Here is a 16588-nt window from a genome sequence, read left to right on the forward strand (position 1 = left end):
GGCATGAACAAATTCTTTAAGCTCACCGCGCTTGCGGGCCTGCTAGCAATAGCAGGCCATGCGTTCGCCGTGGACGATATTACCCGAGTCGATCAAATTCCCGTGCTGAAAGAAGAGCCGCAGCACGCGACGGTGAGCGAGCGAGTGACCTCGCGTTTCACGCGTTCTCACTATCGTCAGTTTGATCTCGACAACGCCTTCTCGGCAAAAATTTTCGACCGCTATCTGAACCTGCTGGACTACAGTCACAATGTCCTGTTAGCCAGTGATATTGCTCAGTTCTCGGCGAAGAAGAATCAAATCGGCGACGAACTGCGCACGGGAAAACTGGACGTTTTTTACGACCTGTATAATCTCGGGCAGAAGCGTCGTTTCGAGCGCTATCAGTATGCGTTGAAGGTGCTGGAACGTCCGATGGACTTTACCGGCAACGATAACTTCAACCTTGACCGCAGCAAATCACCCTGGCCGAAAGACGAAGCCGAGCTTAACGCGTTGTGGGATGCCAAGGTTAAATTTGACCAGTTGAGCCTCAAGCTTACTGGCAAAGATGATAAAGAAATTCGCGAGACCTTAACGCGTCGTTACAAATTTGCCATTCGCCGTCTGGCGCAATCTAATAGCGAAGATGTGTTCTCCCTGGTGATGACCGCCTTTGCCCGCGAGATTGACCCGCATACCAACTATCTGTCCCCGCGTAATACCGAACAGTTCAATACGGAAATGAGCCTGTCGTTAGAAGGGATCGGTGCGGTATTGCAGATGGATGACGACTATACGGTGATCAATTCGCTGGTGGCGGGTGGTCCTGCGGCGAAGAGTAAATCGATCAGCGTCGGCGATCGCATCGTTGGCGTTGGCCAGTCCGGCAAGGGCATGGTTGACGTTATCGGCTGGCGTCTGGATGACGTTGTTGCTCTGATTAAAGGGCCGAAAGGCAGTAAAGTCCGTCTCGAAGTTTTGCCTGCCGGTAAGGGTGCCAAAACCCGTATCGTCACGTTGACCCGTGAGCGAATTCGTCTGGAAGATCGCGCGGTGAAAATGTCGGTGAAAACCGTCGGCAAAGAGAAAGTCGGCGTGCTGGATATCCCAGGGTTCTACGTTGGCCTGACGGACGACGTCAAGGTGCAGCTCCAGAAGCTGGAGAAACAAAACGTCAGCAGCATTGTTATCGATCTGCGTAGCAACGGCGGCGGGGCGCTGACCGAAGCGGTTTCGCTTTCTGGTCTGTTTATTCCTTCTGGTCCGGTCGTTCAGGTTCGTGACAACAACGGCAAAGTGCGCGAAGACAGCGATACCGACGGCGTGGTGTACTACAAAGGCCCGCTGGTGGTGCTGGTCGATCGTTTCAGTGCTTCCGCCTCTGAAATCTTTGCTGCCGCAATGCAGGACTATGGCCGCGGATTGATTGTTGGTGAACCGACCTTTGGTAAAGGCACCGTACAGCAATATCGTTCACTGAACCGGATTTACGATCAGATGCTGCGCCCTGACTGGCCGGCACTGGGTTCTGTGCAGTACACCATTCAGAAGTTCTACCGCATCAACGGCGGCAGTACCCAACGTAAAGGTGTAACGCCGGACATCATGATGCCTACCGGTACCGAAGATCGCGAAACCGGCGAGCAGTATGAAGATAACGCGCTGCCGTGGGATAGCGTCAATGCGGCGACCTACGTAAAATTCGGCGATATGAAGCCGTTTGATCCGGAACTGCTGAAACTGCATGATGAGCGGATCGCCAAAGATCCCGAGTTCCAGTACATCATGAAGGACATTGCTCGTTATAACGCGATGAAAGATAAGCGCTATATCGTTTCCCTGAACTACGCTCAGCGTGAAAAAGAGAACGAAGAAGACGACGCGACGCGCCTGGCGCGGATTAACGACCGTTTGAAGCGCGCAGGTAAGCCGCCGCTGAAGAAACTGGACGATCTGCCGAAGGATTACCAGGAGCCGGACCCGTATCTTGATGAAACGGTCCATATCGCGGTCGACCTCGCGCATCTGGAGAAAGAGATGCCCGCGGTAGAACCGCCGGTCAGCAAATAAGCACCCAACGGGCACATTGATTGTGCCCGTTTTTATTTCCGTCCCCCTCCAGACCGGCCTCGCGTAAAGATACAAAATGTCAACAATCTACCCGGATGTCAGCACGGCGTGACAAAATGTAAAGTTGTGTTTTTCTCGTGACTTAGCGGGGCCTGATCGTTGAAAATTGGCGTTCTACCCATACGATATGGGTAATCGCATAGTGCGTTTTGTTAAATCGAGGTTAAAAGAAAATTATGATGCGAATCGCGCTCTTCCTGTTGACCAACCTGGCAGTGATGGTGGTGTTCGGGCTGGTGCTAAGCCTGACGGGAATACAGTCAAGCAGCATGACCGGGTTACTGATCATGGCGCTGCTTTTTGGTTTTGGTGGTTCGATCGTTTCGCTAATGATGTCGAAATGGATGGCGCTGAAATCAGTGGGTGGGGAAGTGATTGAGCAGCCGCGCAATGAAACAGAACGCTGGCTGATGAACACCGTCGCGCAGCAGGCGCAGCAGGCAGGTATCGGCATGCCGCAGGTTGCCATCTACCACGCACCGGATATCAATGCGTTTGCCACCGGAGCTCGTCGTGATGCATCTCTGGTTGCCGTGAGCACCGGGCTGCTGCAAAACATGAGCCGTGATGAGGCAGAAGCAGTTATCGCCCACGAAATCAGTCACATCGCCAACGGTGATATGGTCACCATGACGCTGATTCAGGGTGTAGTGAACACCTTCGTTATCTTTATCTCGCGCGTTATCGCGCAGATTGCCGCCGGTTTCCTGGGCGGTAACCGGGATGACAGCGAAAGCAGCAACGGTAACCCGCTGATTTACTTTGCCGTGGCTACCGTGCTGGAGCTGGTGTTCGGTATTCTGGCCAGCATCATTACCATGTGGTTCTCGCGTCATCGTGAATTCCACGCGGATGCCGGGTCTGCCAGACTGGTCGGTCGTGAGAAAATGATTGCCGCTCTGCAACGTCTGAAAACCAGCTATGAGCCGCAGGAAGCCAGCAGCATGATGGCGTTCTGTATCAACGGTAAGGCGAAGTCAATGAGCGAACTGTTCATGACTCACCCGCCGCTGGATAAGCGTATTGAAGCGCTGCGCAGTGGGGAATACCTGAAGTAAGGTTGTTTCTGAGAAGATAAAACAAAAATCCGCGGCCTTCGGGCTGCGGATTTTTTTATGGGCGAAGCCCGGCGAGAGTGGCTATTGTCCCGGACGGGGCTGGGTCACACGAAGCCCGCTGACGGCGGCGGCAATCACCGCCAGTCCACCGGCCAGCAGCAGGGCACTGTGTGTGCCGCTGTTGCCCTGCAGATTGAGGAGCAGGGCGACCAGCGCCGCGCCGGTGCTTTGACCGAGCAGACGCGCGGTTCCCAGCATTCCGCTGGCGCCGCCGCTGCGGTGGCTCGGCGCAGAAGAGACAATGGTGTGGTTATTCGGTGACTGGAACAGACCAAAACCGGCGCCACATAGCGCCATACGCCAGATAATATCCAGATCGGAAGGCGACGAGGGCAACAGCGCCAGACCAAACAATCCGCAGGCCATTACCAGTAAACCAATGGCCCCCAGCAATCCCGCATGGACCTTTTCAATCATATAACCCGCCAGCGGTGCCATCACCATGGTGGCTAAGGGCCACGGCGTCAGTAACAACCCGGTTTCTACTTCACTGCGCCCCATCATCGACTGCAAAAAGAAGGGCAGAGAGACCAGCGCCAGCATTTGCGCGCAGAAAGAGCAAATGGAGGTGCAAATAGAAAGGGAAAAAAGCGGAATACGCAGCAGGTCAATTGGCAACAGCGGTACCGGCATTTGCAGCTGGCGGCGAACAAAAAAGAAGCCAATAATCAGCATCGCGGCTACTTCTGCGAGCACAAGCTTCCCGGACTGGCCTTGTGCAAAACCACCGAGGGCGGTGATCAACAGGCCGAAGGTCAGCGCATTCATAATGGCGCTGGGGAGGTCAAAACGGGTAATTTTGCTACGCCCGGTATTGGCCGGCAGGTAGCGCATGGCGAGGATCAGCGAAACAATCCCCAGCGGAATGTTAATAAAAAAGAGCCATTGCCAGGAGGCGACGGAGAGAATAGCCGCCGCAATCGTGGGGCCGGCTGCCGAGGAAACAGCCACCACGAAGGAGTTAATTCCCATCCCGCGGCCAAGAAATCGCTGGGGGAAAATAAGCCGGATCAGCGCCGTGTTGACGCTCATCAGGGCAGCGCCGCCAAGCCCCTGCGCAACGCGTGCGAGGGTCAGCATCTCCAGGGTCTGAGAGAGTGCGCAGGCCAGAGAGGTTAAGGTAAACAGCGCAAGACCGATTTTGTAGATGCGTCGATAACCAAACATATCGCCGAGGAAGGAGAGCGGCAGAAGGGCAATCACAATGGCGATTTGATAGGCGTTGACTATCCAGATCGAGGCGGCCGGTGAGGCATTTAAATCGGTGGCAATGGTCGGCAGAGCCACGTTGGCTATCGCTCCGTCAAGTACCGCCATGGCTAACCCTAGAATGATGGTCAGAATTGCACCGTAGCGCTGCGGTATAGGCAGGCCATCGGAAATGTTTTTATCCATGTTGAGTATGTGTCTTTAGGGTAATTATTCTCTGAGTAATGATTTTAGCATTGATTATTCGGCTGTATGTCGCAGATTTGTAACGATTGAGCAGAAGATCGATTGCGAGGGCCGTGATGCGAATTTATAATAAAAACCGGTTCTAATTTTTATAAAACAGTTACGATGAGGTGATAAATGGCAGTTGCAGATTTGGATAAGCAGCCAGATTCTGTCTCTTCGGTCTTGAAGGTTTTTGGCATTCTGCAGGCGCTTGGTGAAGAGCGTGAAATCGGCATTACCGAACTGTCTCAGCGCGTCATGATGTCAAAAAGCACCGTTTATCGCTTTTTGCAGACCATGAAATCGCTGGGCTATGTGGCTCAGGAAGGCGAATCTGAGAAATACTCTCTGACCCTGAAGCTGTTCGAACTGGGCGCGCGTGCGCTGCAGAATGTCGATCTGGTGCGCAGTGCCGACATCCAGATGCGTGAGCTTTCACGTCTGACGAAAGAGACAATCCACCTGGGGGCGCTGGACGAAGACAGCATCGTCTACATCCACAAAATAGACTCAATGTACAACCTGCGGATGTATTCACGCATCGGTCGCCGCAATCCGCTGTACAGTACCGCGATAGGTAAAGTGCTGCTGGCGTGGCGAGATCGCGCTGAAGTTGAGCAGATTCTGGAAGGTGTGGAATACAAACGCAGCACCGACCGTACCATCACCAGTACTGAAGAGCTGCTCGGCGTTCTGGATCAGGTGCGCCAGCAGGGCTATGGCGAAGATAACGAAGAGCAGGAAGAAGGGCTGCGCTGTATTGGCGTACCGGTCTTCGACCGCTTTGGTGTGGTGATTGCTGGTCTGAGCATCTCATTCCCGACGCTGCGTTTCTCTGAGGAGCGTCTGAACGAATACGTCGAGATGTTACACACGGCGGCGCGTAAAATTTCTGAACAGATGGGGTATAACGACTATCCATTCTGAAAAGAATGACCGTCGGGTATAGGCAGAGCGACAGCAGGAACGCGCTTCCCGCTGTCGCATATTCGCATCACCCTTTGTCGATAACGGTTTCGCTTTTACGTAAAATCGGGCAGTCGGTAAGGCCGATAATACCGCTATCAGAATGAACGTATTGTGCGGTGCTGGTACCGCGAGCGGTCAGATATTTACACTGAAGCCCCAGTCCGGCTGCGTTCTCATTGCTGCCAATCAAGATGCCATAGCCGCTTAATAATATGCCAATCCATACGATAGCCAGTACTACAATGGAACGAATGATTAATCGCATTGTTGCCTCATTGTTTGCTTTATCCCTGCGTTTATTTTGACAGCTACACGTATTGAAACAAGTCTATGATTCCTAAACTTGTCTTTCGTATTACAGTTAGCCACGGTTTAAGATGCTCATGTTATCCTGGAAACATCGAATACTGATGCGGAGAATGGAGTGAAAAAATTACGCTGGGTTTTGCTGATAGTCGTCATAGCAGGGTGTTTGTTGCTGTGGACTCAGATGCTTAACGTAATGTGCGATCAAGATGTACAGTTTTTCAGCGGCATCTGCACAATCAACAAGTTCATCCCCTGGTAAGACATTTTTATTACGACCGATTTTCTTCTGCTCTGCGAGTGGTAGAATGTACGCCTTCTCTTTGAGGTGGTGAAATGAGTGAGTTACTAAATCCTGGGATCTTAAATCTGGCATCGCTGGCACTTTCCGTCGTGCTGCTGCTTGTCGGTTTGTTGTTATGGTTTTTTGTTAATCGCGCAAGTTCGCGCACCAATGAGCAGATTGAACTGCTGCAGGCGTTACTGGACCAACAAAAGCGACAAAATGCGCTACTGCGCCGCCTCTGTGAAGCCAATGAGCCTGAGAAAGAAGAGGTTGCCAAGACTTCAGCGGGAGAAAAGGACGATGACGACTTTATTCGTCTCGTTGCTGAACGGTAACTAACTGACAGGTGTGCACCGGCCAGGTGTGCACCTGAACCAGCGTGGCGCACTATAACTTTTTCTTATCTTTTCTGACCGTTTTGTCACACATATTCCCCCACTTAATGTGTTCCGGCTCGCAATTCTGGCATTGATGTTACTGGGTTTTTAGTTAATCAAATAAAATAATAACATTCTGTTTTAATTGTCTGAAGCAAAAATAGTGTCATTAATGTTTCATGTTTAAATTGTATTATGAATTATATTTATGACGTAATCCTGAGCCCAATTTATATCCCTGTATATCCTCAAGGTATGCCAATTTTCTTCTATAGATATGAGCTTTTATACGCATCGTTATGCACCTGCCTGGCCTCACTCTTCTGAATCCACATCGTTCGAATCCCCTGGCTGCTGGAGCGACTGAAGTTGTTGAGCTATGGTAAAAAAAGTTGCAACCATTGGGTTAACTATATCGCTAATCCTCAGCAAGCAACACGGGCCTTCCCGTGCGGCAAAGGCGCATAAATGTGCAGGTGATCAAATGATTCCCTTATAATTTGTGCGAAGGATCGAGACACGTTTAAAAATGGCTTGCCATTGTTTTCGTAGTATGTGATAACACGTTTCGGGTTAAACGAGGTACAGTTCTGTTTATGTGTGGCATTTTCAGTAAAGAAGTTCTGAGTAAACACGTTGTCGTTGAATACCGCTTCTCTGCCGAACCTTATATTAGTGCCTCATGCAGTAGTGTGTCAGTTTTATCTATGTAAGCGCCTGTGGGCGAAAAAAACAGTCTAAGGAATTTTGCAAATGGCAAAGATTAAAGGTCAAGTTAAGTGGTTCAACGAGTCTAAAGGTTTTGGTTTCATTACTCCGGCTGATGGCAGCAAAGATGTGTTCGTACACTTCTCCGCTATCCAGGGTAATGGCTTCAAAACTCTGGCTGAAGGCCAGAACGTTGAGTTCGAAATTCAGGACGGCCAGAAAGGTCCGGCAGCAGTTAACGTTACTGCTATCTGATTCAAGACCACTCATCTTGTAAGAAAAGCCTCGCCTCTGCGGGGCTTTTTAGTCTTTATTGCAAAACATTTCCATTTCTCCCCTTCCGTCGTGCTTTGTTGCAAAACAACATCCTTATTCGCATAGTTTCGCATTCTGTTTTGCCGATTTTCTGTTAAATCAGAGGGTTGCAAAATAATGCTGGAGCTACGGTGCAAAAGAACAAAAGTAAGTCAGTTGCAAATTTTACCCCTCTTCGTTTTGGGATGCTGTGCGTGGCGATTCTTTGTTGTCTCGGATTGCTGTTAGGGCGCGTGGCCTGGCTGCAAATAATTTCACCGGATAACCTTGTTAAACAAGAAGATATGCGCTCGTTACGAGAAGAGCCCATTGACGTCCAACGAGGCACAATCAGCGACCGTGAAAACCGTCCGCTGGCGGTCAGCGTTCCTGTCAGCGCCATCTGGGCCGATCCGCAGACGATGATGCAGAAAGGGGGAGTAGGCTATGGTCCTCGCTGGCAGGCGATGGCAGAGGCCTTGCATCTCAACCTGGGTGAGCTGGCTAAACGGGTTGAAAGCCACCCGCATATGCGGTTCATTTATCTGGCCCGTCAGGTTAACCCTGAACAGGCTGAATGGATTGATAAGCTCCATCTGCCGGGGATTAACCTGCGCGATGAATCGCGTCGGTTTTATCCAGCGGGTCACGTCGCGGCTAACCTGCTTGGATTTACCAATATCGATAATCAGGGCATTGAGGGCGTTGAAAAGAGTTTTAATGCGCAGCTGACGGGCAAAGCAGGGCGCCGGCTGGTGCGAAAAGACCGTCATGGTCACGTGGTGGAAAATATCACCGAAGTGGCGGCAGTACCCGCACATAATATTCAGCTGAGTATCGACGAACGCCTGCAGACGGTCACCGAAGATGCGCTGGATAATGCGGTAAACTGGAATAAGGCGGAATCTGGCGCGGCGGTGCTGATTAAAATCGACACCGGCGAGATTTTATCGATGGCCAGCTACCCGGACTTCAATCCTAATAACCGTGATGACGCCAAACTGGATGATTTCCGCAACCGCGCCATTAGCGACACGTTTGAACCGGGTTCAACGGTAAAACCGCTGGTGGTGATGACGGCATTGCAGCAGGGGATTGTTCAGCCGGACAGCGTGGTGGATACCCATCCGTTTGTGCTCGATGGCCACCGAATCCGCGATGTTGGCTATTATCCGGAACTGTCGTTGACCGGCATTTTGCAAAAATCCAGCGATACCGGTGTGTCGCATCTGTCGCTGGCGATGCCCGTTCAGCACCTTATCGATACCTACAAAGCGTTTGGTTTTGGTGACCCGACCGGCCTGGGGCTGACGGGCGAAAGCTCGGGCCTGATGCCTCAGCGTCGCTACTGGGGTCAGCTGGATCGCGCCACCTTTGCCTTCGGGTATGGTCTGATGGTAACCCCGCTACAGCTGGCTCACGTTTATGCCACCATCGGCGGTTTTGGTATCGAACGACCGCTGTCCATCACCCGCATCGACCCGCCGGTCATTGGGACGCGGGTGATGCCAGAGCCTGTCGTGCATGAAGTGGAACATATGATGGAGAGCGTGGCGCTGCCGGGCGGGGGCGGAACTAAGGCGGCGGTGCGCGACTACCGCATTGCGGTAAAAACCGGGACGGCGAAAAAGATTGGACCAGACGGCAAATATATCGATAAGTATATTGCCTATACCGCAGGCGTGGCGCCTGCCAGCCATCCTCAGTTTGCGCTGGTGGTGGTGATTAACAATCCGAGCAACGGCGCCTATTACGGCGGGGCGGTCTCCGCGCCGGTCTTTAGCCAGATCATGGGAGATGTGCTGCGACTGGAAAATGTCATGCCGGACGGTATGCCGCAGGGTTCGGAAAATCTGATTGTGATGCATAACGGGGATGCCGCGCCGCCGGCGTTGTAACAGTGGTCTGAAAGGGCGAATAGCGCTACACTTTCGCCCTTTCAGCGACACCGGAGTTGTCATGTCATACAGTTGCCCACTTTGCCACGCGCCGCTTGCCCGCCGTGAAAATAGCTATGTCTGCCCGCAGCGGCACCAGTTCGATCTGGCGAAAGAGGGGTATGTCAATTTACTGCCGGTGCAGTTTAAACGCTCCCGCGATCCGGGCGACAGCGCAGAGATGATGCAGGCGCGGCGGGCGTTCCTCGACGCCGGCCACTATCAACCTTTGCGCGACGCCATCAGCGCGTTTCTATCCACCGCTGCGCCTGACCGTCTGTTGGATATCGGCTGTGGGGAAGGGTATTACACCCATGCGTTTGCCGAGATTGCTGCCCACTGCTGGGGTCTGGATGTCTCAAAATCTGCTATTCGCGCCGCAGCCAGACGCTATCCGCAGGTCAGCTTTTGCGTCGCATCGAGTCAGCGTCTGCCGTTCGACGATGCCAGCCTTGATGCGGTGGTGCGGATTTACGCCCCCTGTAATGCGCAGGAGCTGGCCCGGGTCGTCAGACCCGGCGGATGGGTAATTACCGCGACACCTGGGCCGCAGCATTTGCTGGAGCTGAAAGGGCTGATTTATGATGAGGTGCGTCTGCATGAGCAAAATCATGAAGAGATGGCGGGCTTTACCTTGAGTCAGCAACAGCAGCTGGCTTACCCAATGCAGTTGAGCGGGCTCGAGGCTGAAGCGCTGCTGCAGATGACGCCATTCGCGTGGCGGGCAAAACCGCCGGTGCGTGAAACTCTGCGTGCCCAGGCCACTTTCCGCTGCCAGACCGATTTTATGATCCATTGCTGGCAGCGCGAGGCCTGAGAGTTAACCGGCGAAATGGCTCCAGAGGATCTGGGCGCCAATGCCTATCAGCACAATGCCGCCAAGAATTTCGGCCCGTTTGCCCAGCAGCGGGCCGATAAACCGTCCGACCATAATCCCCAGGGTTGACATCACCAGCGTTGCACAGCCGATCGCCAGCGCGGTAGCGATAATGTTGACCTGCAGGAACGCCAGGCCGACGCCGACGGCCATCGCATCGAGGCTGGTGGCGAAGGCGGTAGTGACCAGCAGCCAGAAACCATGACGGCGGGGAGCTTCACTCGCATCGTCATCGGTCCCGCGGAAACCTTCGATAACCATACGTCCGCCGAGAAATACCAGCAGCACGAATGCTATCCAGTGATTCCATTCCAGCACGAACTGACTGGCGAGCATCCCCATGCCCCAGCCGACAAGCGGGGTGAGTGTTTCGATAGCACCGAAAATCAGCCCGGTACGCAACGCTTCGGAGAATTTAGGTTTGTGTAAGGTGGCGCCTTTACCGATGGAAGCCGCGAAGGCGTCCATGGACATGCCAAAGGCAAGAAGAATCGTAGCGGAAATGTTCATGATTGCGTCCTGACCGGGGAAAATCCATATGACACATCACTACCCCCAGTAAATATACGCGATCCGATAGCCGGGTATCGCGTACAGCGGTGATGTGTCTATGGTCTCGCCTGATTGAACATCTTCTTCAACCCGTACGTGCCACGTTTTGCAACGAGTATGTTGACACGTACATTTCCTGACAGGCAGGAAATCGGCTACTCCCCAACGACGGGCGCAACCTTAACATATTTTTAGAATATAAAACAATAACAGGATTTATTTATTTCAATAACCAAATGATAACGATTTTCATTTGAATTTATGGGTAAATAAATCGTTAAATAATATGGTTGAAGTGAACAAAAGTAATATAGCCATGGCTATATTACTTTTGTCGAAATTTGCTGAAATATAGCGAAGGCTATATTTGTAACTCACTGAGATGAAACGAGAAGTTTGTATATCTTTTCCAGATCGTCGATGTTTCGTACGCGAATAAGCAGGCGCCGTTGTTCTAATTGCATCACCAGTACGCCATCTTCCGATAAATTCATCTCTTTAATTCGCTTATATTCAATCCAGATATTGGCGAAGAAAAAGCCAGTTGGTTTGAAGATGATTTTCGGTGTCCGGATCCAGAACAGATACAGCCCCATTAACGCCAGTGCAGATAATAACCATGTGGTTATTAGCGCGCCGTGGCTAATGATGTTGTTATAAATCAGAATGGCGGTCAGACCGACGAAGATGATCCCGTCAACGCGGCTGCGGCGGAGCAGGGGGATAGCCAGGAGTAGCGGGCCGTTGCGGCGGGGCATAATAAACTGGTCATAAATGGCAAACGCCAGCAGAACAAGAATAAACAGAATCAGCACCAGATCCGTGATTGTCATCCATCCTCCAGTAAAAAAAAACCGGGGGCAAGCCCCCGGCGTACAACAGGATTATTACAGGCCCAGCAGGCCGATAGCGTAGCCGACGATACCGATGACGAAGAAGCCAACGATGATCCACAGGGCGTTAACTTTCTTACGCAGCAGCCACATACAAGCGAAAGTCAGCAGCAGTGGAACCAGGCCAGGCATCAGCTGATCAAGAATGGTCTGCACGGTGGTTACACGAGTCTGCCCATCCTGACCGGTGATTGTCGACACCACCAGCGGGATATTCACGTGCGTCCACTTGTTAACCAAGGCCCCCATGACAAACAGGCCGAGAATTGACGCCCCCTCGGTCAGTTTTTGCAGGAAACCGCCGCCCATATCTTTAACGATGTCGATACCTTTACGGTAGCCGTATGCCACGCCGTAGTAACGGGTCAGCAGACGTACTGCGTTAAACAGGATGAAGAACAGCAGAGGACCCAGCAGGCTGCCGCTCATCGCGATACCTGCACCTAATGCTGCAAATACCGGACGAACGGTACCCCAGAAGATGGGGTCGCCGACGCCGGCCAGCGGCCCCATCAGACCAACTTTGATACCGTTGATGGCACCATCGTCGATCTCTGCGCCGTTAGCACGCTGCTCTTCCATCGCCAGCGTTACGCCAAGAACCGGCGCCGCAACGTACGGATGGGTGTTAAAGAACTCCAGGTGACGTTTAATCGCCTGTTTACGGGCATCGTTGTTCTCCGGGTACAAACGACGAATTGCCGGTACCATCGCGAAGCAGAAGCCCAACGCCTGCATACGTTCAAAGTTCCATGACCCCTGGAACAGGTTAGAACGAATGAACACGCCACGAATATCACTCTGAGTGAGTTTTTTCTCGGTGGTATTTTTAGTCATATCAACCATTTCGCTCACCTGTTAGTCCAGTTCGTTATCGAGATCGTTATTACCAGCAGCCTGCGCTGGCGCACCCGCTACGCGGTTGTATTTCGGGCTCAGCTGGATATAGAGGATAGCCATTACGGTACCGATCACACCCAGAGCAACCAGGTTGAAGTTGGTGAACGCTGCGGTGACGAAGCCCAGGTAGAAGAACGGCATCAGGTAGCCCGCACGCATCATGTTGATGACCATTGCGTAACCGACGACGACGATCATACCGCCCGCGATGTTCAGACCACCGGTAACCACTTCAGGAATTGCATTCAGCAGGCCCTGAACTTCGCTGGTGCCGACGGAGATTGCCACGATAACCGCAGGGATTGCGATACGCATTGCCTGCAGGAACAGGGACGACACGTGCAGCCAGGAAATCGCTGTCAGGTTGCCGTTATCGGCGGCCTTATCAGCGGCGTGCTGGAATGCCACGGTAATAGTACGAACGATGATGGTCAGAACCTGGCCTGCCGCTGCCAGCGGGATAGCCAGCGCGATACCGGCGCCGATACCCTGATGACCGGCAATAACCAGAACGGTAGAAATGATGGATGCCAGCGCGGCATCTGGTGCAACCGCCGCACCGATGTTCATCCAGCCGAGGGCGATCATTTCCAGGGTACCACCGATGATGATACCGGTTTTCATATCGCCGAGAACGGCACCGATCAACGTACAGGCGACCAGAGGACGGTGGAACTGAAATTCATCAAGTACCGACTCCATACCCGCAATACACGCGACGATGAACACCAGCACAATCTGAAGAAAGGTAATCTCCATTGTACTTCTCCTGTTGATTAAGTCTTAAGTTGAAAATTGGGGCCGACCCACAAGGTTATTTCGACACCTTGGCAATCAGGTCCATCATTTTCAGTTTCTGGTCGGTGGAAACTTTACGGACTTCCAGTTCGATACCGCGGGCATTCAGCTTTTTGAATGCTTCAATATCTTTTTCATCGACCGAAACGGCGTTGTTCACCTGCGTTTTACCCTGACGGAAAGCCATACCGCCGATGTTGACGGTCGTGATTTTCACGCCGCCTTCAACGACACGTTCGACGTCGGTAGGGTTAGTAAACAGGAGCATGACGCGATCGCCTGCGTATTTCGGGTTGTTATAGACGCGAATCATCTTCGCGACATCGACAACGTGGGCCGTCACGCCCGGAGGAGCAACCTGAGTCAGTAACGTTTTGCGTACGGTATCCGCCGCCACTTCATCGCTCACGACAATAATGCGGGCAACGTTGGTTTCTTTAGTCCAGCGAGTGGCCACCTGACCGTGAATAAGACGGTCATCAATACGCGCCAGGCCGATAACCATGTAGTCGTTTGGACCCATAGGTTTTGCCGGAGCTGCCGCTTTTGGTGCCGCCTTAACCGGCGCCGGAGCAGCTTTTTCCACGGCTTTCGCTTTCAGCGCCTTCACGCCTTCACGACCGGTTTCCACCGCCAGAGCAACCAGCTCGTCGAACGACGGATCGTCGTCGCGCGCCATCAGCGTTTCGACCAGCATCGGAATGTTGACGCCAGCAATGACTTCGTAATGTTCTTTATCGACGACAATGCGGCTGGCAGCATTGAATGGACTACCTCCCCACGTATCGACGAGAAACAACACGCCTTTAGTTGTATCCAGCTTTGCCAGCTGTGCGTTGTATTTTTCGATCAGCGTTTCGGCGTTTTCACCCGGAACGAAATCGATCCAACCAACGTTTTCCTGCTCGCCCAACAGCATTTCTGCAGTTTTCAGCAGTTGTTCTGCAGCCCAACCATGTGTGCCTATTACAATAGCAATCGTCACTTGCTACCTCCTTTATTATCGTGAATGCATCATCTGATGTGATACATCCTGAATCACTCTTGCGAACAAAATCGATTCAGTGAGGGTGTAAGATATAAAATAATTACTACCGCGAATTATTTTAGATAGTGAAAAAATAATTAATGTGATGAAGATCCGTTAATCACGCATCTGCGAGTAATAATTTCGCAGCGCAAAAAATAGGCTTACCTATTGCAAAGACTGGTAAAATTTTTTCCAATCTTCCTCCATTTTTTGCTATGTTTAGCTTCCGTTTAATTACTCAGGAGTATAGGGCATAGCCCGCTGTATGGACCCTCATCGACGTCTTTTCACCTTCTGGCACTTTTCTGCCGCCGCTACCTGCTACGCTTTTTTACCAGCAACGATTGTCTCTGCCGTGCATGACATCGCGATGACTCCGTCTGTCGTAAACTGGAGCAACTCATGGAATTCTTAATGGATCCCTCTATCTGGGTCGGTTTGTTGACGCTGGTCGTCCTCGAAATCGTGCTCGGTATCGACAACCTGGTCTTTATTGCCATCCTTGCGGACAAACTACCGCCGAAACAACGTGATAAAGCGCGTTTGATCGGTCTGTCGCTGGCGCTGTTCATGCGTCTGGGACTGCTATCTGTCATTTCGTGGATGGTAACCTTAACCAAACCGCTATTCAGCATTGCTGATTTCTCTTTTTCCGGGCGCGACCTCATCATGCTGCTCGGGGGGATATTCTTGCTGTTTAAAGCGACCACGGAACTGCATGAGCGGCTGGAAAACCGCCAGCATGATGCCGGTCATGGTAAGGGGTATGCCAGCTTCTGGGTGGTGGTGCTGCAAATCGTCGTGCTTGATGCGGTCTTCTCGCTGGATGCGGTGATTACCGCCGTCGGGATGGTCAACCATCTGCCGGTGATGATGGCTGCGGTGGTTATTGCAATGATGGTGATGCTGCTGGCTTCGAAGCCGCTGACCCGCTTCGTTAACCAGCATCCGACGGTTGTGGTGCTCTGCCTGAGCTTCCTGTTGATGATTGGCCTGAGCCTTGTGGCTGAAGGCTTTGGTTTCCATATACCGAAAGGGTACCTGTACGCCGCCATTGGCTTCTCGATTACCATTGAGTTCTTCAACCAGGTGGCGCGTCGCAACTTTATTCGCCACCAGTCGACGCTGCCGCTGCGTGCACGCACGGCGGACGCTATCCTGCGCATGATGGGCGGGCGTAAACAGCACGCCGTAAGCCACGATGGTGAGAGTCCAGCGCCTGTTCCGGTACCGGAAGGGGCGTTTGCGGAAGAAGAGCGCTATATGATTAACGGCGTCCTGACGCTGGCGCAGCGTTCGTTACGCAGTATCATGACCCCGCGCGGTGAAATCAGCTGGGTGAACGCGGAACAAAGCGAAGAAGAGATTCGTCGCCAGCTGCTCTCTTCGCCGCACAGCCTGTTCCCGGTATGCCGGGGCGAGCTGGATGAAATCATCGGTATCGTGCGAGCCAAAGAGATGCTGGTGGCGCTGGAGGCCGGTGAGAACGTCGCGGCGTTAGCCTCGGCTTCCCCGGCAATCGTGGTCCCGGAAACGCTGGACCCGATCAATCTGCTGGGCGTTTTACGCCGCGCACGCGGGAGCTTCGTTATCGTGACGAACGAGTTTGGCGTGGTGCAGGGGCTGGTAACGCCGCTGGATGTCCTGGAAGCCATCGCGGGTGAATTCCCGGATGCCGATGAAACACCGGAGATCGTTGCCGATGGCGACGGCTGGTTGATCAAAGGTTCGACCGACCTGCACGCCTTACAGCAGGCGGTAGGGCTCGATGACATCGTCAATGAAGATGAGGATATCGCGACGGTTGCCGGACTGGTGATTGCCGTTAACGGTCATATACCGCGTACCGGCGACGTCGTGGAACGCGCACCGCTGCAGTTTACTATTCTTGAAGCTAACGACTATCGTGTCGATCTGGTACGCGTTGTCAAAACGGTGCACGACAGCCACGAAGAAGAGTAACCCTCACTTTCGTCATCTTTCGTCATCATGAC

The 16588-nt window shown here is 52.5% G+C and carries 17 protein-coding genes; 10 read left to right on the forward strand and 7 right to left on the reverse strand.

Going from position 1 to position 16588, the window contains the following annotated elements; translation table 11 throughout:
• The first annotated feature begins 3 nt into the window (after positions 1-3).
• Together prc and htpX are read left to right on the forward strand one after the other, a co-directional pair.
• A complete protein-coding gene (prc, locus tag ACMYSK_RS03310) occupies positions 4-2052 on the forward strand; it encodes a carboxy terminal-processing peptidase (RefSeq protein ID WP_434640204.1) in 2049 nt (682 codons plus the stop codon).
• Between the two features lie 236 nt (positions 2053-2288).
• Positions 2289-3170, forward strand: coding sequence for a protease HtpX (gene htpX, locus ACMYSK_RS03315; protein ID WP_434640206.1), 882 nt, complete (start codon positions 2289-2291; stop codon positions 3168-3170).
• Positions 3171-3251: 81 nt separating this feature from the next.
• Here htpX and ACMYSK_RS03320 read toward each other — a convergent pair whose 3' ends face one another.
• On the reverse strand, positions 3252-4625 hold the full coding sequence (locus tag ACMYSK_RS03320; RefSeq protein ID WP_434640208.1) for an MFS transporter: 1374 nt from the start codon (positions 4623-4625) through the stop codon (positions 3252-3254).
• A gap of 177 nt (positions 4626-4802) precedes the next feature.
• Between ACMYSK_RS03320 and kdgR the strand changes: the two genes are divergently transcribed.
• The gene (gene kdgR / locus ACMYSK_RS03325; RefSeq protein ID WP_434640209.1) at positions 4803-5594 is read left to right on the forward strand and encodes a DNA-binding transcriptional regulator KdgR; all 792 of its coding nucleotides are present in this window, start codon (positions 4803-4805) and stop codon (positions 5592-5594) included.
• Positions 5595-5661: 67 nt separating this feature from the next.
• Here the strand turns inward: kdgR and ACMYSK_RS03330 are convergent, their stop codons facing one another.
• Positions 5662-5901 (reverse strand): YobH family protein, encoded by a 240-nt coding sequence (locus tag ACMYSK_RS03330; protein WP_434640211.1) that lies wholly within the window; start codon positions 5899-5901, stop codon positions 5662-5664.
• Between the two features lie 159 nt (positions 5902-6060).
• Here ACMYSK_RS03330 and mgrB point away from each other — a divergent pair, with 159 nt between their 5' ends.
• From mgrB to rlmA, 6 genes are all read left to right on the forward strand, one after another.
• Positions 6061-6204, forward strand: a complete 144-nt coding sequence (gene mgrB / locus ACMYSK_RS03335) for a PhoP/PhoQ regulator MgrB (protein ID WP_041146201.1) — start codon at positions 6061-6063, stop codon at positions 6202-6204.
• A gap of 74 nt (positions 6205-6278) precedes the next feature.
• Positions 6279-6563 (forward strand): YebO family protein, encoded by a 285-nt coding sequence (locus ACMYSK_RS03340; RefSeq protein WP_434640213.1) that lies wholly within the window; start codon positions 6279-6281, stop codon positions 6561-6563.
• A 638-nt stretch (positions 6564-7201) separates the two neighbouring features.
• The gene (locus ACMYSK_RS03345) at positions 7202-7318 is read left to right on the forward strand and encodes a DUF2627 domain-containing protein (RefSeq protein ID WP_071844946.1); all 117 of its coding nucleotides are present in this window, start codon (positions 7202-7204) and stop codon (positions 7316-7318) included.
• 40 nt (positions 7319-7358) lie between these two features.
• Positions 7359-7568, forward strand: coding sequence for a transcription antiterminator/RNA stability regulator CspE (gene cspE / locus ACMYSK_RS03350; RefSeq protein WP_001062678.1), 210 nt, complete (start codon positions 7359-7361; stop codon positions 7566-7568).
• Positions 7569-7813: 245 nt separating this feature from the next.
• The gene (ftsI, locus tag ACMYSK_RS03355) at positions 7814-9505 is read left to right on the forward strand and encodes a peptidoglycan glycosyltransferase FtsI (RefSeq protein ID WP_434643812.1); all 1692 of its coding nucleotides are present in this window, start codon (positions 7814-7816) and stop codon (positions 9503-9505) included.
• Positions 9506-9566: 61 nt separating this feature from the next.
• Positions 9567-10361 carry a 23S rRNA (guanine(745)-N(1))-methyltransferase gene (rlmA, locus tag ACMYSK_RS03360; RefSeq protein WP_434640215.1) on the forward strand — a complete coding sequence of 265 codons (795 nt, stop codon included), beginning with the start codon at positions 9567-9569 and terminating at the stop codon, positions 10359-10361.
• A gap of 3 nt (positions 10362-10364) precedes the next feature.
• On the opposite strand, the gene mntP is transcribed toward rlmA, so the two are convergent.
• The 5 genes from mntP to manX form a co-directional block, all read right to left on the reverse strand.
• Positions 10365-10931, reverse strand: coding sequence for a manganese efflux pump MntP (mntP, locus tag ACMYSK_RS03365; RefSeq protein WP_434640217.1), 567 nt, complete (start codon positions 10929-10931; stop codon positions 10365-10367).
• Between the two features lie 416 nt (positions 10932-11347).
• A complete protein-coding gene (locus ACMYSK_RS03370) occupies positions 11348-11806 on the reverse strand; it encodes a DUF986 family protein (RefSeq protein ID WP_434640218.1) in 459 nt (152 codons plus the stop codon).
• Positions 11807-11860: 54 nt separating this feature from the next.
• A complete protein-coding gene (locus ACMYSK_RS03375) occupies positions 11861-12712 on the reverse strand; it encodes a PTS mannose transporter subunit IID (protein ID WP_123754868.1) in 852 nt (283 codons plus the stop codon).
• A gap of 12 nt (positions 12713-12724) precedes the next feature.
• Entirely contained in the window at positions 12725-13525 is an 801-nt protein-coding gene (gene manY / locus ACMYSK_RS03380; protein ID WP_434640220.1) for a PTS mannose transporter subunit IIC, read from the reverse strand.
• Positions 13526-13580: 55 nt separating this feature from the next.
• Positions 13581-14549, reverse strand: a complete 969-nt coding sequence (manX, locus tag ACMYSK_RS03385) for a PTS mannose transporter subunit IIAB (protein WP_434640222.1) — start codon at positions 14547-14549, stop codon at positions 13581-13583.
• Between the two features lie 447 nt (positions 14550-14996).
• Between manX and yoaE the strand changes: the two genes are divergently transcribed.
• Positions 14997-16556 carry a CNNM family cation transport protein YoaE gene (gene yoaE, locus ACMYSK_RS03390; RefSeq protein ID WP_434640224.1) on the forward strand — a complete coding sequence of 520 codons (1560 nt, stop codon included), beginning with the start codon at positions 14997-14999 and terminating at the stop codon, positions 16554-16556.
• Positions 16557-16588: the final 32 nt, after the last annotated feature.

This window comes from Klebsiella sp. I138, assembly GCF_051131765.1.
Lineage (GTDB): Bacteria > Pseudomonadota > Gammaproteobacteria > Enterobacterales > Enterobacteriaceae > Klebsiella.

What these genes read in the sequence shown, in the direction of transcription:
- ACMYSK_RS03375 (WP_123754868.1), bottom strand. Translation starts at nt 12,712, where the DNA reads ATGGTTGATATGACTAAAAATACCACCGAGAAAAAACTCACTCAGAGT.
- ACMYSK_RS03370 (WP_434640218.1), bottom strand. Translation starts at nt 11,806, where the DNA reads ATGACAATCACGGATCTGGTGCTGATTCTGTTTATTCTTGTTCTGCTG.
- ACMYSK_RS03320 (WP_434640208.1), bottom strand. Translation starts at nt 4,625, where the DNA reads ATGGATAAAAACATTTCCGATGGCCTGCCTATACCGCAGCGCTACGGT.
- prc (WP_434640204.1), top strand. Translation starts at nt 4, where the DNA reads ATGAACAAATTCTTTAAGCTCACCGCGCTTGCGGGCCTGCTAGCAATA.
- ACMYSK_RS03330 (WP_434640211.1), bottom strand. Translation starts at nt 5,901, where the DNA reads ATGCGATTAATCATTCGTTCCATTGTAGTACTGGCTATCGTATGGATT.
- ACMYSK_RS03340 (WP_434640213.1), top strand. Translation starts at nt 6,279, where the DNA reads ATGAGTGAGTTACTAAATCCTGGGATCTTAAATCTGGCATCGCTGGCA.
- cspE (WP_001062678.1), top strand. Translation starts at nt 7,359, where the DNA reads ATGGCAAAGATTAAAGGTCAAGTTAAGTGGTTCAACGAGTCTAAAGGT.
- rlmA (WP_434640215.1), top strand. Translation starts at nt 9,567, where the DNA reads ATGTCATACAGTTGCCCACTTTGCCACGCGCCGCTTGCCCGCCGTGAA.
- htpX (WP_434640206.1), top strand. Translation starts at nt 2,289, where the DNA reads ATGATGCGAATCGCGCTCTTCCTGTTGACCAACCTGGCAGTGATGGTG.
- yoaE (WP_434640224.1), top strand. Translation starts at nt 14,997, where the DNA reads ATGGAATTCTTAATGGATCCCTCTATCTGGGTCGGTTTGTTGACGCTG.
- ACMYSK_RS03345 (WP_071844946.1), top strand. Translation starts at nt 7,202, where the DNA reads ATGTGTGGCATTTTCAGTAAAGAAGTTCTGAGTAAACACGTTGTCGTT.
- ftsI (WP_434643812.1), top strand. Translation starts at nt 7,814, where the DNA reads ATGCTGTGCGTGGCGATTCTTTGTTGTCTCGGATTGCTGTTAGGGCGC.
- manY (WP_434640220.1), bottom strand. Translation starts at nt 13,525, where the DNA reads ATGGAGATTACCTTTCTTCAGATTGTGCTGGTGTTCATCGTCGCGTGT.
- kdgR (WP_434640209.1), top strand. Translation starts at nt 4,803, where the DNA reads ATGGCAGTTGCAGATTTGGATAAGCAGCCAGATTCTGTCTCTTCGGTC.
- mntP (WP_434640217.1), bottom strand. Translation starts at nt 10,931, where the DNA reads ATGAACATTTCCGCTACGATTCTTCTTGCCTTTGGCATGTCCATGGAC.